At 67.0% G+C, this 23,943-nt stretch carries 24 protein-coding genes; 5 read left to right on the top strand and 19 right to left on the bottom strand.

From position 1 onward, the window contains the following. Window positions 1–14: 14 nt before the first annotated feature. From U4012_RS21265 to U4012_RS21255, 3 genes are all read left to right on the top strand, one after another. Entirely contained in the window at window positions 15–1,235 is a 1,221-nt protein-coding gene (locus U4012_RS21265; RefSeq protein ID WP_321801255.1) for a helix-turn-helix domain-containing protein, read from the top strand. A gap of 30 nt (window positions 1,236–1,265) precedes the next feature. Further along, window positions 1,266–1,949: a glutamine cyclotransferase gene (locus U4012_RS21260; RefSeq protein ID WP_321801253.1), complete on the top strand. Its 684-nt coding sequence runs from the start codon at window positions 1,266–1,268 to the stop codon at window positions 1,947–1,949. Between the two features lie 189 nt (window positions 1,950–2,138). After that, a complete protein-coding gene (locus U4012_RS21255) occupies window positions 2,139–3,122 on the top strand; it encodes a DMT family transporter (RefSeq protein ID WP_321801251.1) in 984 nt (327 codons plus the stop codon). Window positions 3,123–3,185: 63 nt separating this feature from the next. On the opposite strand, the gene U4012_RS21250 is transcribed toward U4012_RS21255, so the two are convergent. Together U4012_RS21250 and U4012_RS21245 are read right to left on the bottom strand one after the other, a co-directional pair. Continuing rightward, window positions 3,186–3,509, bottom strand: a complete 324-nt coding sequence (locus U4012_RS21250; protein WP_044843758.1) for an RnfH family protein — start codon at window positions 3,507–3,509, stop codon at window positions 3,186–3,188. Between the two features lie 4 nt (window positions 3,510–3,513). After that, on the bottom strand, window positions 3,514–3,951 hold the full coding sequence (locus U4012_RS21245) for a type II toxin-antitoxin system RatA family toxin (protein WP_044843759.1): 438 nt from the start codon (window positions 3,949–3,951) through the stop codon (window positions 3,514–3,516). A 98-nt stretch (window positions 3,952–4,049) separates the two neighbouring features. On the opposite strand from U4012_RS21245, the gene smpB reads away from it, so the two are divergent. Continuing rightward, window positions 4,050–4,496, top strand: coding sequence for an SsrA-binding protein SmpB (smpB, locus tag U4012_RS21240; protein ID WP_050012888.1), 447 nt, complete (start codon window positions 4,050–4,052; stop codon window positions 4,494–4,496). A gap of 314 nt (window positions 4,497–4,810) precedes the next feature. On the opposite strand, the gene U4012_RS21235 is transcribed toward smpB, so the two are convergent. The 3 genes from U4012_RS21235 to ppsA all read right to left on the bottom strand — a co-directional run bounded on the left by U4012_RS21235 (window position 4,811) and on the right by ppsA (window position 8,823). Beyond that, entirely contained in the window at window positions 4,811–5,746 is a 936-nt protein-coding gene (locus U4012_RS21235) for an SPFH domain-containing protein (RefSeq protein ID WP_044843761.1), read from the bottom strand. A gap of 33 nt (window positions 5,747–5,779) precedes the next feature. Continuing rightward, window positions 5,780–6,214: an NfeD family protein gene (locus U4012_RS21230; protein WP_321801245.1), complete on the bottom strand. Its 435-nt coding sequence runs from the start codon at window positions 6,212–6,214 to the stop codon at window positions 5,780–5,782. 209 nt (window positions 6,215–6,423) lie between these two features. Next, window positions 6,424–8,823, bottom strand: coding sequence for a phosphoenolpyruvate synthase (gene ppsA / locus U4012_RS21225; protein ID WP_044843763.1), 2,400 nt, complete (start codon window positions 8,821–8,823; stop codon window positions 6,424–6,426). Window positions 8,824–9,195: 372 nt separating this feature from the next. Here ppsA and U4012_RS21220 point away from each other — a divergent pair, with 372 nt between their 5' ends. Then, on the top strand, window positions 9,196–10,011 hold the full coding sequence (locus tag U4012_RS21220) for a pyruvate, water dikinase regulatory protein (protein ID WP_044843764.1): 816 nt from the start codon (window positions 9,196–9,198) through the stop codon (window positions 10,009–10,011). Window positions 10,012–10,132: 121 nt separating this feature from the next. Here the strand turns inward: U4012_RS21220 and U4012_RS21215 are convergent, their stop codons facing one another. The 14 genes from U4012_RS21215 to pyrH form a co-directional block, all read right to left on the bottom strand. Beyond that, window positions 10,133–10,915, bottom strand: coding sequence for a TrmH family RNA methyltransferase (locus U4012_RS21215; RefSeq protein WP_044843765.1), 783 nt, complete (start codon window positions 10,913–10,915; stop codon window positions 10,133–10,135). Beyond that, complete coding sequence (rnhB, locus tag U4012_RS21210) at window positions 10,912–11,556, bottom strand: ribonuclease HII (protein WP_044843766.1); 645 nt, start codon at window positions 11,554–11,556, stop codon at window positions 10,912–10,914. Before rnhB ends, U4012_RS21215 begins: the two co-directional genes overlap by 4 nt. After that, on the bottom strand, window positions 11,553–12,722 hold the full coding sequence (gene lpxB, locus U4012_RS21205) for a lipid-A-disaccharide synthase (protein WP_044843767.1): 1,170 nt from the start codon (window positions 12,720–12,722) through the stop codon (window positions 11,553–11,555). Before lpxB ends, rnhB begins: the two co-directional genes overlap by 4 nt. A gap of 3 nt (window positions 12,723–12,725) precedes the next feature. Beyond that, window positions 12,726–13,514, bottom strand: a complete 789-nt coding sequence (lpxA, locus tag U4012_RS21200; RefSeq protein WP_044843768.1) for an acyl-ACP--UDP-N-acetylglucosamine O-acyltransferase — start codon at window positions 13,512–13,514, stop codon at window positions 12,726–12,728. A 67-nt stretch (window positions 13,515–13,581) separates the two neighbouring features. Continuing rightward, window positions 13,582–14,049, bottom strand: coding sequence for a 3-hydroxyacyl-ACP dehydratase FabZ (gene fabZ / locus U4012_RS21195; RefSeq protein ID WP_006402657.1), 468 nt, complete (start codon window positions 14,047–14,049; stop codon window positions 13,582–13,584). A 130-nt stretch (window positions 14,050–14,179) separates the two neighbouring features. Further along, entirely contained in the window at window positions 14,180–15,259 is a 1,080-nt protein-coding gene (gene lpxD, locus U4012_RS21190) for a UDP-3-O-(3-hydroxymyristoyl)glucosamine N-acyltransferase (RefSeq protein WP_321801239.1), read from the bottom strand. 16 nt (window positions 15,260–15,275) lie between these two features. Next, a complete protein-coding gene (locus U4012_RS21185) occupies window positions 15,276–15,773 on the bottom strand; it encodes an OmpH family outer membrane protein (RefSeq protein WP_040144479.1) in 498 nt (165 codons plus the stop codon). A 64-nt stretch (window positions 15,774–15,837) separates the two neighbouring features. Continuing rightward, entirely contained in the window at window positions 15,838–18,144 is a 2,307-nt protein-coding gene (bamA, locus tag U4012_RS21180) for an outer membrane protein assembly factor BamA (protein WP_044843770.1), read from the bottom strand. A gap of 64 nt (window positions 18,145–18,208) precedes the next feature. Beyond that, window positions 18,209–19,582 (bottom strand): RIP metalloprotease RseP, encoded by a 1,374-nt coding sequence (gene rseP, locus U4012_RS21175; RefSeq protein WP_321801235.1) that lies wholly within the window; start codon window positions 19,580–19,582, stop codon window positions 18,209–18,211. Between the two features lie 11 nt (window positions 19,583–19,593). Next, window positions 19,594–20,790, bottom strand: coding sequence for a 1-deoxy-D-xylulose-5-phosphate reductoisomerase (locus tag U4012_RS21170; protein ID WP_321801233.1), 1,197 nt, complete (start codon window positions 20,788–20,790; stop codon window positions 19,594–19,596). Window positions 20,791–20,805: 15 nt separating this feature from the next. After that, entirely contained in the window at window positions 20,806–21,627 is an 822-nt protein-coding gene (locus U4012_RS21165; RefSeq protein ID WP_124486187.1) for a phosphatidate cytidylyltransferase, read from the bottom strand. Beyond that, window positions 21,621–22,403 carry a polyprenyl diphosphate synthase gene (gene uppS / locus U4012_RS21160; protein ID WP_044843774.1) on the bottom strand — a complete coding sequence of 261 codons (783 nt, stop codon included), beginning with the start codon at window positions 22,401–22,403 and terminating at the stop codon, window positions 21,621–21,623. Before uppS ends, U4012_RS21165 begins: the two co-directional genes overlap by 7 nt. Window positions 22,404–22,450: 47 nt before the next feature. Continuing rightward, a complete protein-coding gene (frr, locus tag U4012_RS21155) occupies window positions 22,451–23,011 on the bottom strand; it encodes a ribosome recycling factor (protein ID WP_006752152.1) in 561 nt (186 codons plus the stop codon). A gap of 102 nt (window positions 23,012–23,113) precedes the next feature. Further along, window positions 23,114–23,827 (bottom strand): UMP kinase, encoded by a 714-nt coding sequence (pyrH, locus tag U4012_RS21150; RefSeq protein ID WP_011885142.1) that lies wholly within the window; start codon window positions 23,825–23,827, stop codon window positions 23,114–23,116. Window positions 23,828–23,943: the final 116 nt, after the last annotated feature.

Here is a 23,943-nt window from a genome sequence, read left to right as displayed (position 1 = left end):
GTGTCGGGATTCGGATGGATTCGCTGATCACGGCCGCCGCGCGGGCGCTCGCGGCGGGCGACCCGCTCGGCGCGCTGAACCGCGTCGCGTTGCGCGACGACGCGCCGGCGCTCGCGTTGCGCGGCATCGCGATGGCCCAGCTCGGCGATTTCGAGCGCGCACGCGCGCTCGTGCGCAGCGCGGCTCGCGCGTTCGGCGCGAAGGAAGCCGTCGCGCGGGCGCGCTGTGTCGTCGCGGAGGCCGAGATCGCGCTGGCGTCACGCGACCTCGGCTGGCCGTCGCGCGCCCTCGACGCCGCCTGCGCGACGCTCGACGCACACGGCGACCGCACGAACGCCGCGCATGCGCGCTATCTCGGCGTGCGCCGGCTGCTGCTGATCGGGCACGTCGGGGATGCCGAACAGCGGCTCGCGAGCCTCGATCCCGCACCGCTGCCCGCCGCATCGCGCGCGGCTCACGAACTGATCGCGGCCGGCATCGCGATGCGCCGCATCCGCCCGCACGCGGCGCGCCTGGCGCTCGCCCGTGCGCGCGCGGCCGCACGGGACGCCGGCATCGCCGCGCTGACGGCCGAAGTCGACACGGCCGCCCGCATGCTCGATACGCCGGCCGCGCGACTCATCGCGCGCGGTACGTCGCGGCTCGTGCTGCTCGACGAGGTCGAGGCGCTGCTGGCATCGAACGCGCTCGTCGTCGATGCATGCCGCCACGCGGTGCGCGACGCGCGCACGACCGTGTCGCTCGCACGCCGCCCGGTGCTGTTCGTGCTCGCCCGCGCACTGGGCGAGGCGTGGCCCGGCGACGTGTCGAGAAACACGCTCGTCGCCGCGGCGTTTCGCGCGAGACACGCGGACGAATCGCATCGCGCCCGCCTGCGCGTCGAGATCGGCCGCTTGCGCGTGGTGCTGCGGCCGCTCGCGAACATCACTGCGACGCCGAGCGGCTTCGCGCTCGAACCACTCGGCCCGCACGAGGCCGTCGTGCTCGCACGTCCGGTCGACGACCGCCACGCGGCCGTGCTCGCGCTGCTCGCGGACGGCGAGGCGTGGTCGAGCTCCGCGCTGGCGCTCGCACTCGGCGTGAACCAGCGCACCGTGCAGCGCGCGCTCGATGCGCTCGCCGAAGCGGACAAGGTGCAGGCGGTCGGCCGCGGTCGCGCGCGCCGCTGGATGACGCCGCCGCTGCCCGGATTCGCGACGACCTTGTTACTCCCCGCGCCGCTGCCGGGCGACTAGGATGGGGATACCAACGACGAGGTGACAAACATGAAACGCTCCACCGCAGACATCCTCCGCGAATACGGCCCGTTTCCGGGCGTCGACGGCGTACACGGCGTCACGTTCGACGGGCGGCACGTGTGGTTCGCGTCCGGCGACAAGCTGAACGCGCTCGACCCGGAACGCGGCACGACCGTGCGCGCACTCGACGTCGCCGCGCACGCAGGCACCGCGTTCGACGGGCGCCACCTGTTCCAGATCGTCGAGGACCGTATCGAGAAGATCGATCCCGACTCCGGCCGCGTGCTCGCGACGATCCCCGCGCCCGGCGGCGGCGCCGATTCGGGGCTGGCCTGGGCGGAAGGCACGCTGTGGGTCGGCCAGTACCGCGAACGCAAGATTCACCAGGTGGATCCGCAATCGGGCGCCGTGCTGCGCACGATCGAATCGAACCGCTTCGTCACCGGCGTGACGTGGGTCGACGGCGAGCTGTGGCACGGCACTTGGGAAGCGGACGAGAGCGCGTTGCGGCGGATCGACCCGCGCAACGGGCAAGTGCTCGAACAGGTCGACATGCCGCCCGGCGTCGGCGTGTCGGGGCTGGAGTCCGACGGCCGCGACCTCTTCTACTGCGGCGGCGGCAACAGCGGCAAGCTGCGCGCCGTGCGCCGCCCCGCGCGGGCACGCGCGGCGGGCGACGGTGCGGCGGCGGCCGAGCCGGTCGAGCGCTGATCAGTTGATCGTAGAAGGACAACCCGACCTGCCGCACCCCCCGGTAGGTAAACAGGACCGGGGCGCGGCGGCGCCTACAGCCGAGCCCTGCCTCACCCCGCTCCCGAGTGCAGTGCAGGAATGAACAAGACGCGGTCGCGCCCCCGTCGTTAACATGCGCGCTCGTCAGTCTTTCGTTCGGAGCAGTCGATGCAGCGCGGTGTGGTGTATGGCGTCCTCGCGGGCGCGTTGTGGGGCATGGTCTTTCTCGTGCCGCGGCTGATGACCGACTTCTCTCCGCTGCTGCTGAGCGCGGGCCGCTATGCGATGTACGGCCTCGTGTCGCTGGCGGCGGCCCTGCCGGCCGCCCGCTCGCTGCTCGCCCGGCTGACCCGCGAGGATCTCGTCGCGCTCGCGAAGCTCGCGCTGATCGGCAACGTTGCGTACTACATGCTGCTGTCCGGTGCCGTGCACCTGATCGGCATCGCACCCAGCTCGCTGATCGTCGGCGTGCTGCCCGTGACCGTCACGCTCGCGGGCCTCGGCGACCACGGCGCGATGCCGCTGCGGCGCCTCGCCGCCCCGCTCGCGCTGGTGATCGCCGGCATCGTCTGCATCAACGTCGACCTCTTCACGTCGGAAGCTGCGCAGGCGACGACGCTCGGCCAGAAGCTCGCGGGCATCGCGTGCGCAAGCGGCGCGCTCGCGAGCTGGACCTGGTACGCGGTCGCGAACACGCGCTACCTGCAGCGCCACCCTCATTTCGGCGGCAACGAGTGGTCGGTGCTGTGGGGTGTCGTGACGGGGCTGATCGGCGGCCTCTGCTGGCTCGCGATCCTCGCGCTGCCGGCCGGCACGGTGCAGGCCGCCGTTCCGGCATCGCGCTGGCACCTGTTCTGGCTGCTGAACCTCGTGCTTGCGATCGGCGCGTCGTGGCTCGGCAACGGACTGTGGAACGCGGCGTCGAAGCGGCTGCCGCTCACGCTGTCCGGCCAGCTGATCGTCTTCGAAACCGTGTTCGCGATGCTCTATGCGTTCGTCTACGATCAGCGGATGCCGCGCGTACTCGAGATCGTGGCGCTCGCCCTGCTGCTGGCGGGCGTCTACGGGTCGGTGCGCCGGCACAACGACACGCATGCGGGCGGTAACACGCCCGGCAACGCGGCCGTGAACGCGAACGTCACGGCGCACTGAGCGCCGCCGCGCCTGGTCTGACGAATCGGAACGGAGAAGATGCAGCGACGCCGACGCGACGCGTCAGCGCGCGTCCTTGTGCATCCACTTGCGGCCCTCGACGGAGCCCTCGCGGCGGGTCTTGTCGACGCGCCGCTGACGCGCGAGCTTCGGATCGACGATCAACGGGCGGTAGATCTCGACGCGGTCGTGGTCGGCGAGCGGTGCGTCGAGCGGCGCGAGCTTGCCGAATATGCCGGTTTTCGCGTGCGCGAGGTCGATTTCCGGGTGCAGCGCGAGCACGCCGCTCGCGTCGATCGCCGCGCGCACGGTCGCGCCTTCGGGCAGCGACACCGGAATCAGCGTCTGGCGATCCGGCAGCGCGTAGCAGACTTCGATCGACAGCATCGCGTCACCCCTTCCCGTAGCGCTGGTCGGCGCGCTTGACGAACGAATCGACGAACGTGTTCGCGATATGGCTGAACACCGGCCCGATGATCTTCTCGAGCAGGATGCTCGAGAACTCGTAGTGCAGCGCGAATTCGATCTTGCATGCATCGGCGCGCAGCGGGATGAAGCGCCACGAGCCCGTGAACTTCCGGAACGGGCCGTCCGCGAACTCCATGTCGATCCGCGTCGGGCGCTGCTGCGTGTTGCGCGTCGCGAAATGCTGCTTGATGCCCTTGAAGTTGATGTCGATGCGCGCTTCCATCCCGCTGTCGTCCTGACGGCGGATCTCGACGCCGCCGCACCAGGGCAGGAAATTGGGGTAATCGGCCACGTCGGTGACGAGGTCGAACATCTGTTCCGCCGAATGACGGATCAATACGGTTTTCTGGACATCTGCCATAAATCGCGCGGCATCGCTCGAGGTGAGAACGCAAGCCGGGCGATTCCCGCCCTGCTTTGCTAAAATCGTGATTTTAAACGAGTTGGCCCGATCCTTTCATGAGCATCATCGACAACAGGAAAGCGCACTTCGATTATCACATCGAGGAACGCTACGAGGCGGGGCTCGTGCTCGAGGGCTGGGAAGTCAAGGCGCTGCGCGCCGGGCGCGGCCAGATCAAGGAAGGCTACGTCGTGGTGAAGAACGCCGAGATCTTCCTGATCGGTACCCACATCAGCCCGCTGCCCGAAGCCTCGACGCACATCAAGCCCGATCCGGTCCGCACGCGCAAGCTGCTGCTGCACCGTGACGAAATCAAGAAACTGATCGGCAAGGTCGAGCAGCGTGGCTACACGCTCGTGCCGCTGAACTTCCACTACAAGGGCGGTCGCGTGAAATGCGACATCGCGCTCGCGAAGGGCAAGAAGCTGCACGACAAGCGCGAAACCGAGAAGAAGCGCGACTGGGAACGCGAAAAGGCGCGCATCATGCGCGCCGGCACCTGACGCTCGGGAAAGCCAGCCTCGCAAACGACACGGCCCGCTCGAAGCGGGCCGTGTTGCTGTGTGCGATGCGAAGCGCATGAGCGCCGGCCGGACCGCCGCTCGCGTTCCGGGACGAACCGCCGCGCAGCCTGCGCTACTGACATGCGGGCGCGATCGCGCCCGAGGTCACGCGACGATTCGACGCATGCCGGCCGCATAACGAGCAAATAACGAGCACATGACCGGCACATACCGGGCGCATGCCGGGCGCACGAGCGGCGCGCACCCGGCGACGCTCGCGGCGATCGCCGGCACGCGTAACCCGCGCTTGCCGCTCAGCCCCGCCCGCTCGCCGCCGGTGCCGCGTTCTTGACGATCGTCAGCGCCGACGCGATCGCGGTGCCGAGATCCGACAGGTTCGCCGGCACGATCAGCGTATTGCCCTGTTTCGCGAGGTTCGAGAACGCGCCGACGTACTGCTCGGCGACCTTCAGGTTCACCGCATCCATCCCGCCCTGCGACTGGATCGCGTTCGCGATCTTCTGGATCGCCTGCGCGTTCGCCTCGGCCACCGCGAGAATCGCGGCCGCCTCGCCCTGCGCCTGGTTGATCGCGGCCTGCCGCTCGCCTTCCGACTTCTGGATCGCCGCTTCGCGCGCGCCCGACGCGAGGTTGATCTGCTCCTGCTTGCGGCCTTCGGACGCAGCGATCAGCGCGCGCTTTTCCCGCTCGGCGGTGATCTGCGCCTGCATCGCATGGAGGATCTCCTTCGGCGGCGTCAGGTCCTTGATCTCGTAGCGCAGCACTTTCACGCCCCAGTTCGCGGCCGCCTGGTCGAGCGCCGACACGATGTTGTGGTTGATGAAGTCGCGTTCCTCGAAGGTCTTGTCGAGTTCGAGCTTGCCGACCACCGAGCGCAGCGTCGTCTGCGCAAGCTGCGTGATCGCGAGCACGAAGTTGCTCGACCCGTACGACGCCTTCATCGGATCGGTCACCTGGAAGTACAGCACGCCGTCGACCTGCAGCTGCGTGTTGTCGCGCGTGATGCAGACCTGGCTCGGCACGTCGAGCGGAATTTCCTTCAGCACGTGCCGGTAGGCGATCCGGTCGACGAACGGCAGCACGATATTGAGACCGGGCGACAGCGTCGCGTGATAGCGCCCGAAGCGTTCGAGCACCCACGCATGCTGCTGCGGCACGATCTTCACCGTCTTCGACACGATCACGATGGCGATGACGAGCAGGACGACCCAGATGATCAGCGAATCCATGAAATATTCCCTCCTTGTTGTATCAGTGGACGATCAGCCCGCGGGTTTCGCGACGACGACGAGACTGTTGCCGCGCACGGCACGCACCTGATACACGCGTGCATCGTCGCGCTCGCCGGCCGCGAGTTCGACGTCCCAGTCGGCGCCGCGATACTGCACGCGCGCGCGGCGGTCGTGCCACGCATCGACCGTGACGGTCGCGCCGATATCGAGATTGACGTCCGGATTCGTCGACGTGTCGCGCTTCTGCTTGCGCCCGAGCCCCGAGCGGCGCAGCACGATCATCGCGACGATCGCGACCACGGCGGCCGCACCGAACTGCACGTGCGGCGCGAAACCGGCGAGCTGCAGCAGCGCGCCCGCGAGAAAGCCGAGCGCGATCATCAGCAGATAGAACGTGCCGGTCAGCAATTCGGCGACGACCAGCACGCCGACTCCGACCCACCAGAACAGATGCCCCGACATCATTGTGGTCTCCCGAAAAACGTCCCCGCTGCTCACTATATTCGCTGCGCGCCCCCCGTGGGTCGCGGTCGACACGCATGACGCAACGCGGCGCGTACCGACGAAAAAAAACACCCCGGCGCTTACCGGGGTGTTTATAACACGAACCTTGCATTTTGCCTTCAACACAAGCGCGGCGTACCGCGCTTGCGCCGAATAAGCGTTACCGACCGTTACTTCCGGTTGGCGAGCGCCTGCCACGTATCGATGATCGTGTCCGGGTTCAGCGAGATCGACACGATGCCTTCGTCGGTCAGCCATTGCGCGAAGTCCGGGTGATCGGACGGGCCCTGGCCGCAGATACCGACGTACTTGCCCATCTTGCGGCAGGTATCGATCGCGCGCTTGAGCAGGAACTTGACGGCCGGGTCGCGTTCGTCGAAGTCGACAGCCAGCAGTTCCATGCCCGAGTCACGGTCGAGGCCGAGCGTGAGCTGCGTGAGGTCGTTCGAACCGATCGAGAAACCGTCGAAGTGCTCGAGGAACTCTTCGGCGAGGATCGCGTTGGTCGGGACTTCGCACATCATCACGAGGCGCAGGCCGTTCTCGCCGCGCTTCAGGCCGAACTTCTCGAGCAGGCCGACGACACGCTCCGCCTGCTTCACGGTACGCACGAACGGCACCATGATCTCGACGTTGGTCAGGCCCATCTCGTCGCGCACGCGCTTCAGTGCACGGCATTCCATCTCGAACGCCTGCGCGAAGTCTTCGGCGATGTAGCGCGACGCGCCGCGGAAGCCCAGCATCGGGTTTTCCTCGTCCGGCTCGTAGCGCGAACCGCCGATCAGCTTCTTGTACTCGTTCGACTTGAAGTCGGACAGACGCACGATCACGGGCTTCGGATAGAACGCCGCGGCGATCGTCGCGACGCCTTCCGTCAGCTTGTCGACGTAGAACTGGCGCGGCGACGCGTGACCGCGCGCGACGCTCTCGACCGCCTTCTTCAGGTCCTGGTCGATGTTCGGGTACTCGAGGATCGCCTTCGGGTGCACGCCGATGTTGTTGTTGATGATGAACTCGAGACGCGCGAGGCCAACACCACCGTTCGGCAGTTGCGAGAAGTCGAACGCGAGCTGCGGGTTGCCGACGTTCATCATGATCTTGACCGGGATTTCCGGCAGTTCGCCGCGCTGCACTTCCGTGACTTCCGTCTCGAGCAGCCCGTCGTAGATCTTGCCTTCGTCGCCTTCCGCGCACGACACCGTGACGAGCGCGCCGTCCTTCAGGATGTCGGTCGCGTCGCCGCAGCCGACGACTGCCGGCACGCCGAGCTCACGCGCGATGATCGCCGCGTGGCAGGTGCGGCCGCCACGGTTCGTGACGATCGCCGCCGCACGCTTCATCACCGGCTCCCAGTTCGGGTCGGTCATGTCCGCCACCAGCACGTCGCCCGGCTGCACGCGTTCCATTTCCGACGGGTCCTGGATCACGCGCACGGGGCCCGCGCCGATCTTCTGGCCGATCGCGCGGCCCGTTGCCAGCACCTGCGACTGGCCCTTCAGCTTGAAGCGCTGCTCGGCCTTGCCGCTCGCCTGGCTCTTCACCGTTTCCGGACGCGCCTGCAGGATGAAGATCTTGCCGTCGCGGCCGTCCTTGCCCCACTCGATGTCCATCGGACGCTGGTAGTGCTTCTCGATGATGACCGCGTACTTCGCGAGCTCGATCACGTCTTCGTCGGTGATCGAGTAGCGGTTGCGCTGCTCGTGCGGCACGTCGACCGTCTTCACGCGGCCCGGCTCGCCCGGCTGCGTGAATTCCATCTTGATCAGCTTCGAGCCGATCGAGCGGCGGATGATCGGGTACTTGTCCTGTGCGAGCGTCGTCTTGAACACGTAGAACTCGTCCGGGTTCACGGCGCCCTGCACGACGGTTTCGCCCAGGCCGTAGCTCGACGTGATGAACACGGCGTCCTTGAAGCCCGATTCGGTGTCGATCGTGAACATCACGCCGGCCGCGCCGACGTCCGAGCGGACCATGCGCTGCACACCGGCCGACAGCGCGACTTCAGCGTGCGTGAAGCCCTTGTGGACGCGGTACGAGATCGCGCGGTCGTTGTACAGCGACGCGAACACGTGCTTCATGCGGTCGAGCACGTCGTCGATGCCGACGACGTTCAGGTACGACTCCTGCTGGCCGGCGAACGACGCGTCGGGCAGGTCTTCCGCGGTCGCGGACGAACGCACGGCGAACGACAGCTCGCCCGGCGAGCCGTTCTTCAGGATTTCGAACTGTGCGCGGATTTCCTCCTCGAGACGTGCCTGCAGCGGCGCGTCGACGATCCACTTGCGGATTTCGGCACCGGCTTCGGCGAGCGCCTTCACGTCGTCGATGTCGAGCGACTCGAGACGCTTGGCGATGCGATCGGTCAGATCGTTGTGCTTGAGGAAATCGCGGAATGCGAGCGCGGTCGTGGCGAAACCGGTGGGTACGCGAACGCCTGCTTCGGAAAGCTGGCTGATCATCTCGCCGAGCGACGCATTCTTGCCGCCCACGATCTCCACATCGGTCATCCGCAACTGCTCGAACGGGATTACATACGCCTGGTCCTTTGCGACGTTTGCTGCGTTAGTCATACAAGCCCCTAAGTGTGAAAAAAATGCTCGATTGCGCAAGTGGGCTCGGACGCGGGCGCTTGCAAAAAGGCGCGGCGCGTCTTGCGCAACCTGTTGGAGAAACAATCGCAGCGGGAAATCTTCCGACCCGATTTGCAAAAATCCCGGCAGAAGGGCGATATATTCAGACGAATCGCCGAACTTGCCGGGAGTTCTGGAACGCTCGCGGCAAGCCTGGCGTGCCGTTCGCACCCCGCCCCGCAATTGCTTATCCAACAGGTTGCCGCTATTCTACCGTGCCGGCTGCCGGATGTGGCGCGACCTTGTCACTGTGCCTGGAGGCGGACCTCCAGCCGCCCGCGCAACCGCCCTTCACGCTCGACGCCCAGATTCATGCTGCCTACCGTTTTCATCGTCTCCGACGGCACCGGGATCACTGCCGAAACCTTCGCGCACTCGATCCTCTCCCAGTTCGACCAGAAATTCCGCCTCGTGCGCGTGCCGTTCGTCGACTCGCTCGACAAGGCCTTTTCGACCGTCGAGAAGATCAACGAAGCCGCGGTGCACGACGGCCGACGCGCGATCGTGTTCACGACGCTCGTCGACAGCGAGTCGAACGACATCGTCAAGCGCTCGAACGCGCTCGTGCTGGACATGTTCCAGCGCTTCGTCGAGCCGCTCGAGCAGGAACTGGAGCTGAAGTCGAGCCACGCGATGGGCCGCGGCCACCAGAACGCCGACACCGAGGAATACAAGACGCGGATCGAGGCGATCAACTTCTCGCTCGCGCACGACGACGGCCAGTCGAACCGCAACCTGTCGGAAGCCGACGTGATCCTGGTTGGCGTGTCGCGCAGCGGCAAGACGCCGACGAGCCTGTATCTCGCGATGCAGTACGGCGTAAAGGCCGCCAACTATCCGCTGATTCCGGAAGACTTCGAGCGCGGCAAGCTGCCGTCGGCGCTGTCGCCGCATCGCGACAAGCTGTTCGGGCTGTCGATCGATCCGCAGCGCCTGTCGGAGATCCGCAACGAGCGCCGCCCCGGCAGCAAGTACGCGGCGCCCGAGAATTGCCGCTACGAGATCAACGAGGCCGAGGCGATGATGCGCCGCGAAGGGATCAAGTGGCTGTCGTCGACGCACAAGTCGATCGAGGAGATCGCGACGACGATCCTGCAGGAAATCCGCCTCGACCGGCAGTCGTACTGACGACCGGCGCACGGGCGGCCGCCGGGCCGCCGTCGCCAGAAGCAACAAGGCCGCGTGGAACGCGGCCTTTTTTCGTGGTGCGGGATACCGCGCGGGCAACGCCGCGCGTCACGTCATCATGTCATGCGAGCCGCTGCTGCCGCACCTGCTCGAACAGGCACACCGCCGCCGCTGCCGCCACATTCAGCGACTCCATGCCGCCCGGCTGCGGGATCGTCACGCGATGCGTGGCCACGTCGCGCCAGAACGCCGACACGCCGGCGCCCTCGTTGCCGAACACCCATGCGACGGGGCCGGCCAGGTCGCAGTCGTAGATCGCCTGCGCGCCGTGCGAATCGGTCAGCGCGACCGGCACGTCGAGGCGTTCGGCGAGCGCGCCGGCCTCGACATCCTCGTGGATCGACAGCAGGAAGTGCGCGCCCATTCCCGAGCGCAGCACCTTCGACGACCACGCATAGGCGGTGCCCGGCGCGCAGAACACGTGCCGCACACCGGCCGCGGCCGCGCTGCGCAGGATCGAGCCGACGTTGCCGGCGTCCTGCACGCCGTCGAGCACGACCGACGTGTGCGTGACACGCTCCGGCAGCGGCTGCGCGGGACGCTCGACGAGCAGCAGGAAACCGACGCCGCTCACCACGTTCGACAGTTGTCCGAACAGCGCATCGGGCAGCGTGACGACCCGCTGCGCGTCGACGCGCGCGATGATTGCCTGCGCTTCGTCGTGCGCGAGCGCGCCTTCGGTGGCGACGCACAGCTCGGGTATCGCGCCCGTATCGAGATACGCGCTGGCGAGGTGAAAACCTTCGAGCAGCGCCTGGCCGCCGCGGCGCTGCTGGGACGTCGAACCCGCAAGCGCCTTCAGGCGCTTGTACAGCGGGTTGTCGCGGGAAGTAATGCTTTTCATCGAATCAGGTCGAGTGCCGCGCGCACGGGTGCGAACGAGCGCCGATGCGCTTCGCACGGGCCGTGCTCGCGCAGCGCGGCGAGATGTTTCTCGGTGCCGTAGCCCGCATGCACGTTGAACCCGTACACCGGGAAGCGTTCGTGCAGCTCGACGAGCATGCGGTCACGCGCGACCTTCGCGAGGATCGAAGCGGCCGAGATGCTCGGCACGAGCGCGTCGCCACTGACGATCGCCTCGGCACGCACCATCAGCGTCGGGCAGCGGTTGCCGTCGATCTGCGCGAGCGTCGGCAGCACCGACAGGCCTTCGACGGCCCGCTTCATCGCGAGCATCGTCGCGTGCAGGATGTTGAGCGTGTCGATCTCGTCGACGCTGGCCGACGCGACGCAATACGCGCGCGAGCGCGCGACGATCAGGTCGTACAGCGCGTCGCGCTTTTTCGCGGACAGCGCCTTCGAATCGTCGAGCCCGTCGATCGGCTGCGCGGGATCGAGGATCACCGCGGCGGCGACCACCGGCCCCGCGAGCGGGCCGCGGCCCGCTTCGTCGACGCCGCAGACGATCTCGTCGGGCCGGCTGAAGTCGAAGCCGCCCTGCACGTCGGTCGACGCGCGGCGGCGTGGTGCACGGGCTGCCGTCATACGCGCCCCTTGCGTTGCTCGAGTACGCGCACGACCGCTTCGGCCGCCTTCGCGGCCGTGTTCTGCCGCAGCGAGAGATGCATTTCGGTAAACACTTCGGTCAGCGTGCGGCGGTTCGCGTCGTCGCGCAGCTGCGTGAGCGTCGCATCGGCGAGCGCCTCGGGCGTCGCGAAATGCTGCAGCAGCTCGGGCACGACGAAGCGCCCCGCCAGGATGTTCGGCAAGCCGACGTACGGCAGATAGCCCTGCCGGCGCATGATCTGTCCGGTCAGCCAGGGCACCTTGTACGAGATCACCATCGGCTTCTTCAGCAGCGCGGCTTCCAGCGTGACGGTGCCGCTCTTCACGAGGATCGCGTCGGCGGCCGTCATCGCGACCTGCGAGCGGCCGTCGGTGATTGTCAGCGCGAGTTGCGGATGGGCGTCGACGAGCGGCTGCAGCAGTTCGCGCAGCGCGGGCGTCGCCGCCGGCATCACGAACCGCACGCCGGGCTCGCGCTGCTGCATCAGCGCCATCGCGGCGAAGAACGTCGGGCCGATCAGCCCGATCTCCGAGCGCCGGCTGCCCGGCAGCACCGCGATCACAGGGCCCTCGGCCGGCAGGCCGAGCGCGATGCGCGCGCCGTGCGTGTCGGGCTCGAGCGGAATCTCGTCGGCCAGCGGGTGGCCGACATACGTCGACGCGACGCCCGCCTTGTCGAGGATCGCCGGTTCGAACGGGAACAGGCACAGCATGTGGTCGACGGACTTCGCGATCTTCTTGATCCGGCCGCCGCGCCACGCCCAGATCGACGGGCACACGAAGTGGATCGACGGGATGCCCGCGTCGCGCGCGGCCTGCTCCACGCTGAAGTTGAAATCGGGCGCGTCGACGCCGATGAAGGCGTCGGGCCGCTCCGCGAGCAGCTGGCGCTTCAGCTCGCCGCGAATCCGCAGGATCTCGGGAATCTGGCCCAGCGCCTCGACGTAGCCGCGCACCGTCAGCTTGTCCATCTGCCAGTGCGAGTCGAAGCCGTGCGCGAGCATCCGCTGCCCGCCGATCCCGTAGTAGCGGGTCGATGCGGGCAGCCGCGCCTGAAGCCCGCCGAGCAGCGACGCCGCGAGCAGGTCGCCCGACGGCTCGCCGGCCACCATCGCGAGCCGGAGCTGATTGGTCGGGAGCGACATCGCTTAGCGGATGATGCCGCGTTGGGACGCGTCGATGAACTCGACGAGCGCGGTGACCGCTGCGTCGCCTTCGCCGCCCGCGGCCGCCAGCTCGCGCAACTGCACCTTCGCTTCCTCGAGCGACAGGCCGTTCTTGTACAGCAGGCGGTACGCGCTGCGCAGCGCCGAGATCGCGTCGGGCGAGAAACCGCGCCGGCGCAGGCCTTCGACGTTGATGCCGTGCGGCTCGGCCTTGTTGCCGGCCGCGATCACGAACGGCGGCACGTCCTGCACGAGCGCCGAGGCGCCGCCCAGCATCGAGTGCGCGCCGATGCGCACGAACTGGTGCACGCCCGACATCCCGCCGACGATCGCGAAGTCGCCGATCTCGACGTGACCGGCCATCTGCGCGTTGCTCGACAGGATCACGTTGTTGCCGACGCGGCAGTCATGGCCGATGTGCACATAGGCCATGATCCAGTTGTCGTCGCCGAGCGTCGTCACGCCGACGTCCTGCACGGTGCCGGTGTGGATCGTCGTGAATTCGCGGATCGTGTTGCGGTTGCCGATCACGAGCTTCGTCGGCTCGTCCTTGTACTTCATGTCCTGCGGACGGCCGCCCACCGACGCGTAATGGCCGATGCGGTTGTCCTCGCCGAGCGTCGTGTGACCTTCGATCACGCTGTGCGAGCCGATCGTCGTGCGCGCGCCGATCGTGACGTGCGGCCCGACGATCGCGTACGGCCCGATCTCGACGGACTCGTCGATCTGTGCGCCCGGTTCGACGATCGCGGTAGGATGAATCCTGGTCATGCGCCGTTGCCTCTCGATGTGATGTGTCGCGTTGCCCGCGTTACGTTACCCATGCGTGCCGCGTCGCTCAGGGCGCCGCGTCGGCCGTCTTGACCGTGCACATCAGTTCGGCTTCCGCCGCCACCTTGCCGTCCACTTCCGCCACTGCCTTGAACTTCCAGATGCCGCGGATGTAACGTTCGAACGTCACGTTCAGAATCAGCTGGTCGCCCGGTTCGACCACGCGCTTGAAGCGCGCGCCGTCGATCCCGACGAAGTAGTACAGCGTGTTTTCCGGATCCTTCGGCTGCTCTTCCGAGAACGTCAGCAGCGCGGCCGCCTGAGCGAGCGCCTCGAGGATCAGCACACCCGGCATCACCGGCCGCTTCGGGAAGTGCCCCTGGAAGAACGGCTCGTTGATCGACACGTTCTTCAGCGCTTTGATCCCCTTGTGCGGCTCGAGTTCGAGCACGCGATCGACGAGCAGAATCGGATAGCGATGCGGCAGCAGCGTGAGGATCTTGTGGATGTCGAGATTGATTTTTTCAGTGCTCATGATGGTTCGTCTCACGCAGAGGCTGCGCGGTGGTGATGCAAAGGCTGAAGCGGGCCGCCGTGCGGCCCAGTCTGGCAAACCGGGCCGGATGCGCTGGCCGTGCCCGGTTCGTGGTCTCGCATGGTGTCGGTCAGGCGTGCGTGCCGCCCTGGGCGGCCAGCGCGGTTTCGAGCGCCTTGATGCGGTCGCGCAGCTTGTCGAGGTTGCGCACGAGCGCGGCGCTCCGGTTCCATTCGCCGTGGTCGACGGCCGGGAACGCGCTCGTATAGATGCCGGCCTTCGGCAGCGACTTCGACACGCCCGAATTCGCCGTGATGATGACATAGTCGCCGAGCGTCACGTGGCCGGCGATCCCCGCCGCGCCGCCGATCATGCAGTGGCGACCGATCGTCGTGCTGCCCGCGATGCCCGCCTTGCCGGCGATCACCGTGTAGGCGCCGATCCGGCAGTTGTGCGCGATCTGGACCTGGTTGTCGATCTTCACGCATTCTTCGATGACGGTGTCCGCCATCGCGCCGCGGTCGATCGTCGTGTTCGCGCCGATCTCGACGTCCGGGCCGATCGACACGCCGCCGACCTGCGGAATCTTGACCCAGCTGCCGGTGCGCGCGTCGCCGTCGCCGACGAAATCCGGCGCGAAGCCGAAGCCGTCGGAGCCGATCACGGCACCCGCGTGGATGATCGCGCGCGGGCCGATCTTGCAGCCGTGGTACACCGACGCGTTCGGATACAGGTGCGAGCCGGCGCCGATCGTCGTGCCGCGGCCGACGAACACGTTCGCGTCGAGCTGCACGTCGTCTTCGATCACCGCACCGGCCTCGACCGTCACGTGCGGGCCGATCACCGCGCTCGCGGCGACCTGCGCGGCCGGATCGATCGTCGCGCTCGGATGCACGCCGGCCGCGCGCGGCGGCGTGGCGAGATCGATGAACATCTGCGCGACGCGCGCGAAGTACGCGTACGGATTCGGCGTCACGATGAAATTGCGGCCGTCAGCGGCCGCGCCCAGCTTTTCGAGATCCTTCGGCGCGATCAGCACCGCGCCGGCGCGGGTCGTCTCGACCTGCGACAGGTACTTCGGGTTCGCGAGAAACGCGAGTTGCTGAGGGCCTGCCTGGTCGAGCGGCGCGAGGCCGCCCACCTTGCACTGGGCGTCGCCGGCGATCTCGCCGCCGAACCGCGTTACGAGTGCCTCAAGCGTCAATGCCATTCGTCGTCTGCTCCGTTCAGTTCGTCGAGCCGGACGCGAGCGCCTTGAGCACCTTGTCGGTGATGTCGATGCGCGGGCTGACGTACACGGCTTCCTGCACGATCAGGTCGTAATTCTGCTGCTCGGCGATCTGCTTGATGACCTTGTTCGCACGCTCCAGCACGGCCGCGAGCTCCTCGTTGCGGCGCTGGTTCAGGTCTTCGCGAAACTCGCGCTGCTTGCGCTGGAAGTCGGTGTCGAGCTGCGCGAGATCGCGCTGCTTCTGCGCGCGATCGGCCGCCGACAGCGACGCACCGTTCTTGTCCAGCGAATCGGACATCGACTTCAGGCGCGCCGCGAGGTCCTGCAGATCCTTGTCGCGCTTCGCGAACTCGGCTTCGAGCTTCGTCTGCGCCGCCTTGGCGGGCGCCGACTCGCGCAGGATCCGATCCGAATTGACCGCCGCGATGCGGGCGACGTCCTGAGCATGCGCCGTCGCCGCGCCCAAGGCCAGCGCAACGGTCAGCGCACACATCACTCGTTTCGAAAACTTACCGGTTAGCAAAATTACCCTCTCGTTACTGTTGTCATGCGTTCGATCAGAACGCCGTCCCGATCTGGAACTGGAATTTCTGGTACTGGTCGCCTTCGTGCTTCTGCAGCGGGAAGCCGAGGCTCAGCTTCAGCGGGCCGATCGGCGAGATCCACGCGAGACCCACACCGTAGCCGTAACGCAGGCCGTTCGCGCCGGTACTCGTGCCGCCCGGCGCGTTGCCCCACACGTTACCGCCGTCGAGGAACGTGAACACGCGCAGCGTGCGGTCGTAGCCGGTGCCCGGCAGCGGGAACGTCAGCTCGATGTTGCCGACCACCATCTTCGAACCGCCGATCGGGTCGTTCGTCTTCGTGTCGCGCGGGCCCAGCGAGCTCGGCTCGTAGCCACGCACGGAGCCGATACCGCCCGCGTAGTAGTTCTTGAAGATCGGGTACGGGTTGCCGATGCCGTTACCGTAGCCGCCTTGCAGGTTCAGGCCCAGGATGAAGCCGCGCGAGAACGAATAGTAGTACTGCGCCTGCAGGTCGGCCTTGTAGTACTGGATCTTGCCGACCGGCACGCCGTACTCGACGTTCGCCTGCGTGAAGTAGCCGCGGCTCGGGATCAGCGCGCTGTCACGCGCGTCGCGCGACCATGCCACCGTCAGCGGCACCGTGTTCGACACGCGGCCGAACTCGTTCACGTAATCCTGGTAGCTCTGCGGCGTGTTCGAGTCGACGTCGAGACGGTTCTGCTCGAAGCCCGCGCCGAAGTAGACGGTGTCGACTTCCGAGAACGGGATACCGAACTTCAGGTTGCCACCCGCGCTGATGATCCGGAAGCTCGAACTCGTCGAGTAGTAAAGCGGCTGGTACGTGCGGTAGTAGACGTCGGTGATCCGCTTGATGCCGTCGACCGTGAAGTACGGGTCGACCTGCGTGACGGTCAGCGTGCGGTAGCTCTTCGCGGTGTTGACGTTCACCGACAGGCTCGTGCCCGAGCCGAACACGTTGTCCTGCGACACGCCGGCCGACAGCACCACCTTGTCCGTCGACGAGAAGCCCGCGCCCAGCGTGATCGCGCCGGTCGGCTTTTCGTCGACCTTCACGTTCACGTCGACCTGGTCGTTCGTGCCTTCGACCGGCACCGTCGTCACGTCGACGTTGGTGAAGTAGCCGAGACGGTTCACGCGGTCCTTCGACAGCGCGAGGCGGTTCGAATCGAACCACGAGCTTTCGAGCTGGCGCATTTCGCGGCGCACGACTTCGTCGCGCGTGCGCGTGTTGCCGACCACGTTGATGCGGCGCACGTACACGCGGCGGCTCGGATCGACGACGAGGTTCAGGTTCACCTTGTGGTTCGCCTGGTCGATGTCCGGCTGCGCGTTGACGGTCGCGAATGCGTAGCCGTATTCACCGAGCTTGTCGACGATCGACTTCGTCGTTTGCTGCAGCTTTTCGGCCGAGAAGCGATCGCCCGGCTTGATCTTGATCAGCTTGTTCAGTTCGGCTTCGCGATCGAGCAGGTTGCCCGACAGCTTGATGCCCGACACCGTGTACGGCTCGCCTTCGTGCAGCGTGACCGTCAGGTACATGTCCTTCTTGTCGGGCGAGATCGACACCTGGGTCGATTCGATGTTGAACTCGAGGTAGCCGCGGTTCAGGTAGTACGAGCGCACGGCCTCGAGGTCGCCCGTGAGCTTTTCCTTCGAGTACAGGTCGTTCTTCGTGTACCAGGAGAACCAGTTCGGCGTCGACAGCTGCATTTCGTCGCGCAGCGTGCTGGTGCTGAACGCCTTGTTGCCGATGAAGTTGATCTGGCGGATCTTCGCGCTCGGGCCTTCGGCGACCGCGAACAGGATCGACACGCGGTTCGCGTCGACCGGCGTGATCGTCGTCTTGACCTCGGCCGCATAGAAGCCGCGCGTCAGGTACTGACGCTTGAGCTCCTGCTCCGCCTTGTCGACGAGCGCCTTGTCGTAGTAGCGGCCATCGGCCAGACCCACCGCGCGCAGCGCCTTCGTCAGGTTGTCCTTGTCGAATTCCTTCGTGCCGGTGAAGTCGATCGACGCAATGGCCGGACGCTCCTGCACCTGCACGATCACGACGTTGCCCTGGGTGGCGATGCGCACGTCGTTGAAGAAGCCCGTCGCGTACAGCGCGCGGATTGCTTCGGATGCCTTGTCGTCGGTGAAGGTATCGCCCTGCTTGATCGGCAGGTAGGCGAACACCGAACCGGCTTCGACGCGCTGCAACCCCTCGATCTTGATGTCTTGCACCACGAACGGTGCCGCTGCATGCGCCGCGAGGCCGTGCGCGGCGAGCGCGGCCGCTGCAACTGTCTTAGGTACAAAGCGATGAGGTTTGAACAACGTGCATCCCCAATATTTAGCTGCATCAAATCAGGCGGCGGCCGACTGGCCGCCGCCTGACGCTTCAGAAATGGATTAACCGAGCCAGGTCGTTGAACAGCGCGATCGCCGACAACGCGACGATGCAGATCAACCCGGCTCTTTGCAGAATCAGCTGCCAGCGCTCCGATACGGCTTTCCCGGTCGCGGCTTCAACCAGATAATATAACAGATGCCCCCCGTCCAAAACGGGAATCGGCAGCAAGTTCAGCACCCCGAGGCTAATGCTGACAAGGGCGAGGAACGACAGGAAGGCCGACGGACCGAGCCGCGCGCTCTTGCCCGCGTAGTCCGCAATCGTCACCGGGCCGGACAGGTTCTTCAGCGACGCATCGCCCGTGATCATCCGCCCGAACATCCTCAGCGAGTAAACGGCGATGTCCCACGTGCGGTGCGCGCCGAGCCGCAGACTCTCGATCGGCCCGTAGCGCACGTCGACCGACGGCGTGTGCATCGACAGCGCCGCGCCGATGCGGCCGACCTGCTGCCCCGTTTCGTCGTCGCGCTGCGCCTGCGGCACGATCGACACCGTCCGGGACGCACCGCCGCGCTCGATCTGCAGTTCGACCGCCTGGCCTGCATGGTGCTTCACCGCGTCGATGAAGCGCGTGGCGCCGCCGATGGGCTTGCCGTCGAGCGCGAGCAGCTTGTCGCCGGCCTTCAGGCCTGCCTGCTCGGCCGCGCTGCCGGGCTGCACCGACGCCACCGACAGCGCGCCGCCGCCGGTCTCGAAGCCCAGGTGCAGCATGAAATCGTCGTCGAGCGCGCTTTCGGGAACATTGCGCAGGTCGACGCGGAAGTCGAACGTCGCCGCGCCGCCGTCGCGCGCGCCGAGCACGACCTCGCGATGATCGAACGCGGCGGCCAGCAGCTTCCAGCGCAGGTCCGACCACGAGCGCACCGGCACGGCGTCGCCGCCCTGTGCGTCGCGAATGGACACGATCGTCTCGCTGCCGTCGAAGCCCGCGCGGGCCGCCGCCGTGCCGGCGGCCGGCGGCGCGAGCACCGCGGCCGGCTCGGTCACGCCGGTTGCGAATACGGCGGAAAACAGGACGATTGCCAACAGGAAGTTCGCGATCGGGCCGGCGGCGACGATCGCGATGCGCTTGAACACCGATTGCCGGTTGAACGCCTGGCCGAGCTCCTCGGGTTTGACGCCCGCCCCCGGCTCGCGCTCGTCGAGCATCTTCACGTAGCCGCCGAGCGGCAGCGCGGAGAGCGTCCATTCGGTGCCCGTCTTGCGGCTGACCCAGCGCGCGACGGGCTGGCCGAAGCCGATCGAGAAACGCAGCACCTTCACGCCGCACCAGCGCGCGACGCGATAATGTCCGTACTCATGCACGACGACCAGCACCCCGATCGCCACCGCAAACGCGATCAGTTCGACCAGCACGTTCATGAGCACCTCATTCAGACAGTGCGCTCCACGCGTGGCGCAGGCGCTTTCGCAATGATCTCGGCGGCGAGGCGGCGTGCCTCGGCATCCGCCGCCAGGACGTCGTCGAGCCCGTTCGGGTTGCGGTTCGGCAGTGCGTTGAGCACCGCGTCGACCGTCGCCGCGATCGCCATGAAGCCGATCCGGCGCTCGAGAAACGCTTCGACCGCGATTTCGTTCGCCGCGTTCAACGCGGCGCTCGCGATGCCGCCCTCCTCGAGCGCCTTCAGCGCGAGCGCGAGGCACGGGAAGCGCGTGTAGTCGGGCTTCTCGAACGACAGCTGGGCGATCTGCGCGAGGTCGAGCTGCTCGACACCGGCGTCGACGCGCTCCGGGAACGCCAGCGCGTGCGCGATCGGCGTACGCATGTCGGGGTTGCCGAGCTGCGCGAGCACCGAGCCGTCGCGGTACGACACGAGCGAATGGATCACGCTCTGCGGGTGGATCAGCACGTCGATCCGGTCGCCCGGCAGGCCGAAGATCCAGTGCGCCTCGATCACTTCGAGGCCCTTGTTCATCATCGTCGCGGAATCGACGGAAATCTTGCGGCCCATCACCCAGTTCGGATGCTTGCAGGCCTCGTCCGGCGTCACGTCGATGAGCGTGGCCGGCTCGCGCGTGCGGAACGGGCCGCCCGACGCGGTCAGGATGATCTTCGAGATCCCGCCGTGCTCGTTCGCGTCGCGCGGCATGCACTGGAAGATCGCGTTGTGTTCGCTGTCGACCGGCAGCAGGATCGCGCCATGGTCGCGCACGGCGTCCATGAAGATCGCGCCCGACATCACGAGCGATTCCTTGTTCGCGAGCAGGATGCGCTTGCCGGCGCGCGCGGCCGCCAGACTCGGCGCGAGGCCGGCCGCGCCGACGATCGCCGCGACGACCGTGTCGCAGCCGTCGCTGTTCGACACGTCGACGAGCGCCTGCGGCCCGTACAGCACCGTGGTCTTGTTGCCCGCCGCACGCAGCTTCGCCTCGACGTGCGCTGCCGTGTTCGCATCGCCGACCACCGCGACTTCGGGTGCGAAGCGCAGGCACTGCTCGACGAGCTTGTCGCCATTGCGGTGCGCGGTCAACGCATAGACCGAGAAACGCTCGGGATGGCGGGCGACCACGTCGAGCGTGCTGTCTCCGATCGAGCCCGTGGAACCGAGCAGTGTCAGACGTTTTTGCATAACAGAAATAGTGGTTTAACCAAGCAGCAGCATTGCGAGCGGCAGCACCGGCAGCAGCGCGTCGACGCGGTCGAGCACGCCGCCGTGACCGGGCAGCAGGCCGCTCGAATCCTTCACGCCCGCCTGACGCTTGAGCAGCGACTCGAACAGGTCGCCGATCACGCTGTACGCAACCAGCAGCGTCAGCGCGGCCCACGCGCCGGGCATCCCGTAGCGCGTCGCGAATGCGGAAAACAGGGTCGGCTCGAACCAGTGCGCGGCCATCGCGGCTCCCGCGACGACCATCACGGCGAGCCAGCCGCCGATCGCGCCTTCCCAGCTCTTCCCGGGACTGATCGTAACGGCCAGTTTACGCTTTCCGAAGGCCTTGCCCGCGAAATATGCACCAATATCGGCCAGCCACACGACCAGCAGCAGCGAGAGCACGAACGGAACGCCCTGCGCACGCGCCGCGACGACCGCGTGCCAGCAGGCCGCGAACACCACGAGCCCGGCCGCGAGCAGGAACGGCCGCCACACGCCGCCCGCGAGCTCCGGCTTGCGCCGCAGCGAGAACGGGCCGACCAGCAGCCAGAACACGCCGGCCGCCATGAAAAGGGGACGGGACGAAGCGGCCTCGACGCCGAGCGGCGCGGTCGCCGCGAGCGCCAGCGCCGCGACGATCGCATAGACGACCGAACCGGCCGCGCCGAGCTTCAGCAGGCGCGCCCATTCCCATGCGGCGAACACGAGCACGACGCCGATCAGCGCGCCGAAGGCCGCGAGCGGCGCGAACAGCGTCACCGGCAGCAACACGGCCAGCATCACGACCGCCGTGATCACACGGGTCTTCAGCATGAAAGGGAATCGGCGTTCTGCGATTGCGGTTCGAGCTGCGCGCTGGTGCGCCCGAAACGGCGCTCGCGCTCGGTATACGACGCGATCGCGTCGGCCAGCGCCGCGCCGTCGAAATCCGGCCAGTATTTGTCGGTGAAATAGAATTCGGCGTACGCGAGCTGCCACAGCAGGAAATTGCTGACGCGCTGCTCGCCACCGGTGCGGATGAAGAGATCGGGCTCCGGCGCATAGGCCATCGCCAGGTGCGGCGCGAACGCGTCTTCAGTCACCTCGACCTCGCGGCCCTCGCGCACGGCCTGCTCGACGAGTTTCTTCGTCGCCTGCAGGATGTCCCAGCGGCCGCCGTAGTTCGCGGCGATCGTCAGGGTCAGGCGGGTGTTGCGCGCCGTCTTGGTTTCGGCGCGGCGGATCAGTTCGCGGATGCGCGGCTCGAAACGCTCGAGATCGCCCACGACGCGCAGGCGGATCCCGTTCGCATGCAGCTTGCCGATCTCGCGCTCGAGCGCGGTGATGAACAGCCGCATCAGGAACGACACTTCGTCGTTCGGCCGGCGCCAGTTCTCCGAACTGAACGCGAACAGCGTCAGGTATTCGACGCCGGCGCGCGCGCAGCCTTCGACCACCGACCGCACGGCGTCGACGCCGCGGGTGTGCCCCGCGACGCGCGGCAAGCGGCGTTCGGTCGCCCAACGGCCGTTGCCGTCCATGATGATCGCGATATGACGCGGCACGGCGCCGACGTCAGGCACGCGAACGGTAGAGCTGGTATAGGTCATGGCCGTTGAGACAGTTGCGGGAAGAAGGCGGCGCGCGAGGACGGTCGTCAGACCGTCATGATCTCGGCTTCCTTGCTCTGCACGAGCTTGTCGACTTCGGCGACGTGCTTGTCGGTCAGCTTCTGCACGTCGTCGCTCGCACGGCGCTCGTCGTCTTCCGAGATTTCCTTGTCCTTCACGAGCTTCTTGAGCGCTTCGTTCGCGTCGCGGCGCAGGTTGCGGATCGCGACCTTGGCCGTTTCGCCTTCGCTCTTGACCACCTTGGTGAGCTCGCGGCGGCGCTCTTCCGTCAGCGCGGGCATCGGCACGCGGATCAGGTCGCCGGCCGTGGCCGGGTTCAGGCCCAGATCGGCTTCGCGGATGGCCTTCTCGACCTTCGCGACCATGTTCTTTTCCCACGGCTGCACGCCGATCGTGCGTGCGTCGACGAGCGTCAGGTTCGCAACCTGCGAGATCGGCACCATCGAACCGTAGTAGTCGACCTGCACGTGATCGAGCAGACCGGTATGCGCACGGCCCGTACGGATCTTCGCCAGATCGTTCTTGAACGCTTCGATCGAGCGCTGCATCTTCTGCTCTACGCCCTTCTTGACATCAGCGACACTCATTTCAACCTCCGAACCTTCCAACCTTCAATGAACGCGGGCCGCGCCCGGTGCGCCACGCACCACGGCCGGCGACCCGCGCCGCTTGCCCGCATCCGCGGGAGTTTACACGTGGACGAGCGTACCTTCGTCCTCGCCCAGCACGATGCGCTTGAGCGCGCCCGGCTTGTTGATCGAAAACACGCGGATCGGCAGCTTCTGGTCGCGGCACAGCGCGAAGGCCGTCGCGTCCATCACCTGCAGATTGCGGCTGATCGCCTCGTCGAAGCTGATCGTCGTGTAGCGCGTGGCCGACGGATCCTTCTTCGGATCGGCAGAATATACGCCATCGACCTTGGTCGCCTTCAAAACGACCTCGGCGCCCACTTCCGAACCGCGCAGCGCGGCGGCCGTGTCCGTCGTGAAGAACGGGTTGCCCGTGCCGGCCGCGAAGATCACGACCTTGCCTTCCTCGAGCTGGCGGATCGCGCGCGGCCGGATGTACGGCTCGACGACCTGATCCATGCGCAGCGCGGACTGCACGCGCGCGACGATGCCGGCGTGGCGCATCGCGTCCTGCAGCGCCAGCGCGTTCATCATCGTCGCCAGCATCCCCATGTAGTCGGCCGTCGCGCGGTCCATGCCGGCCGCACCGCCCGCGACACCGCGGAAAATGTTACCGCCGCCGATCACGACCGCGAGTTGCGTACCGAGACCCACGACTTCGGCGATATCCGCCACCATCCGTTCGATCGTCGCGCGATTGATGCCGAAGGCATCGTCGCCCATCAGCGCTTCGCCGGAGAGTTTGAGGAGGACGCGTTTATAGGCATTGGACATAGGGGCTTCCGAGCGACGAGAGGATGACAACCACGAACTGTAGGGGCGAAATACTGATTCGGGCAAGCGCCGGCGACCGGACCGGGTTTCCCGGCCGGCCGGCGGCGCCGCCGGCC

It is taken from the genome of Burkholderia sp. BCC1988, assembly GCF_905339895.1.
Classification (GTDB): Bacteria; Pseudomonadota; Gammaproteobacteria; order Burkholderiales; family Burkholderiaceae; genus Burkholderia.
The sequence above is the reverse complement of the archived record's forward strand: the minus strand, read 5'-3'. Positions and strand labels throughout refer to the sequence as shown.

What these genes read in the sequence shown, in the direction of transcription:
- U4012_RS21265 (WP_321801255.1), top strand. Translation starts at nt 15, where the DNA reads ATGGATTCGCTGATCACGGCCGCCGCGCGGGCGCTCGCGGCGGGCGAC.
- U4012_RS21260 (WP_321801253.1), top strand. Translation starts at nt 1,266, where the DNA reads ATGAAACGCTCCACCGCAGACATCCTCCGCGAATACGGCCCGTTTCCG.
- U4012_RS21255 (WP_321801251.1), top strand. Translation starts at nt 2,139, where the DNA reads ATGCAGCGCGGTGTGGTGTATGGCGTCCTCGCGGGCGCGTTGTGGGGC.
- U4012_RS21250 (WP_044843758.1), bottom strand. Translation starts at nt 3,509, where the DNA reads ATGCTGTCGATCGAAGTCTGCTACGCGCTGCCGGATCGCCAGACGCTG.
- U4012_RS21245 (WP_044843759.1), bottom strand. Translation starts at nt 3,951, where the DNA reads ATGGCAGATGTCCAGAAAACCGTATTGATCCGTCATTCGGCGGAACAG.
- smpB (WP_050012888.1), top strand. Translation starts at nt 4,050, where the DNA reads ATGAGCATCATCGACAACAGGAAAGCGCACTTCGATTATCACATCGAG.
- U4012_RS21235 (WP_044843761.1), bottom strand. Translation starts at nt 5,746, where the DNA reads ATGGATTCGCTGATCATCTGGGTCGTCCTGCTCGTCATCGCCATCGTG.
- U4012_RS21230 (WP_321801245.1), bottom strand. Translation starts at nt 6,214, where the DNA reads ATGATGTCGGGGCATCTGTTCTGGTGGGTCGGAGTCGGCGTGCTGGTC.
- ppsA (WP_044843763.1), bottom strand. Translation starts at nt 8,823, where the DNA reads ATGACTAACGCAGCAAACGTCGCAAAGGACCAGGCGTATGTAATCCCG.
- U4012_RS21220 (WP_044843764.1), top strand. Translation starts at nt 9,196, where the DNA reads ATGCTGCCTACCGTTTTCATCGTCTCCGACGGCACCGGGATCACTGCC.
- U4012_RS21215 (WP_044843765.1), bottom strand. Translation starts at nt 10,915, where the DNA reads ATGAAAAGCATTACTTCCCGCGACAACCCGCTGTACAAGCGCCTGAAG.
- rnhB (WP_044843766.1), bottom strand. Translation starts at nt 11,556, where the DNA reads ATGACGGCAGCCCGTGCACCACGCCGCCGCGCGTCGACCGACGTGCAG.
- lpxB (WP_044843767.1), bottom strand. Translation starts at nt 12,722, where the DNA reads ATGTCGCTCCCGACCAATCAGCTCCGGCTCGCGATGGTGGCCGGCGAG.
- lpxA (WP_044843768.1), bottom strand. Translation starts at nt 13,514, where the DNA reads ATGACCAGGATTCATCCTACCGCGATCGTCGAACCGGGCGCACAGATC.
- fabZ (WP_006402657.1), bottom strand. Translation starts at nt 14,049, where the DNA reads ATGAGCACTGAAAAAATCAATCTCGACATCCACAAGATCCTCACGCTG.
- lpxD (WP_321801239.1), bottom strand. Translation starts at nt 15,259, where the DNA reads ATGGCATTGACGCTTGAGGCACTCGTAACGCGGTTCGGCGGCGAGATC.
- U4012_RS21185 (WP_040144479.1), bottom strand. Translation starts at nt 15,773, where the DNA reads ATGTGTGCGCTGACCGTTGCGCTGGCCTTGGGCGCGGCGACGGCGCAT.
- rseP (WP_321801235.1), bottom strand. Translation starts at nt 19,582, where the DNA reads ATGAACGTGCTGGTCGAACTGATCGCGTTTGCGGTGGCGATCGGGGTG.
- U4012_RS21170 (WP_321801233.1), bottom strand. Translation starts at nt 20,790, where the DNA reads ATGCAAAAACGTCTGACACTGCTCGGTTCCACGGGCTCGATCGGAGAC.
- U4012_RS21165 (WP_124486187.1), bottom strand. Translation starts at nt 21,627, where the DNA reads ATGCTGAAGACCCGTGTGATCACGGCGGTCGTGATGCTGGCCGTGTTG.
- uppS (WP_044843774.1), bottom strand. Translation starts at nt 22,403, where the DNA reads ATGACCTATACCAGCTCTACCGTTCGCGTGCCTGACGTCGGCGCCGTG.
- frr (WP_006752152.1), bottom strand. Translation starts at nt 23,011, where the DNA reads ATGAGTGTCGCTGATGTCAAGAAGGGCGTAGAGCAGAAGATGCAGCGC.
- pyrH (WP_011885142.1), bottom strand. Translation starts at nt 23,827, where the DNA reads ATGTCCAATGCCTATAAACGCGTCCTCCTCAAACTCTCCGGCGAAGCG.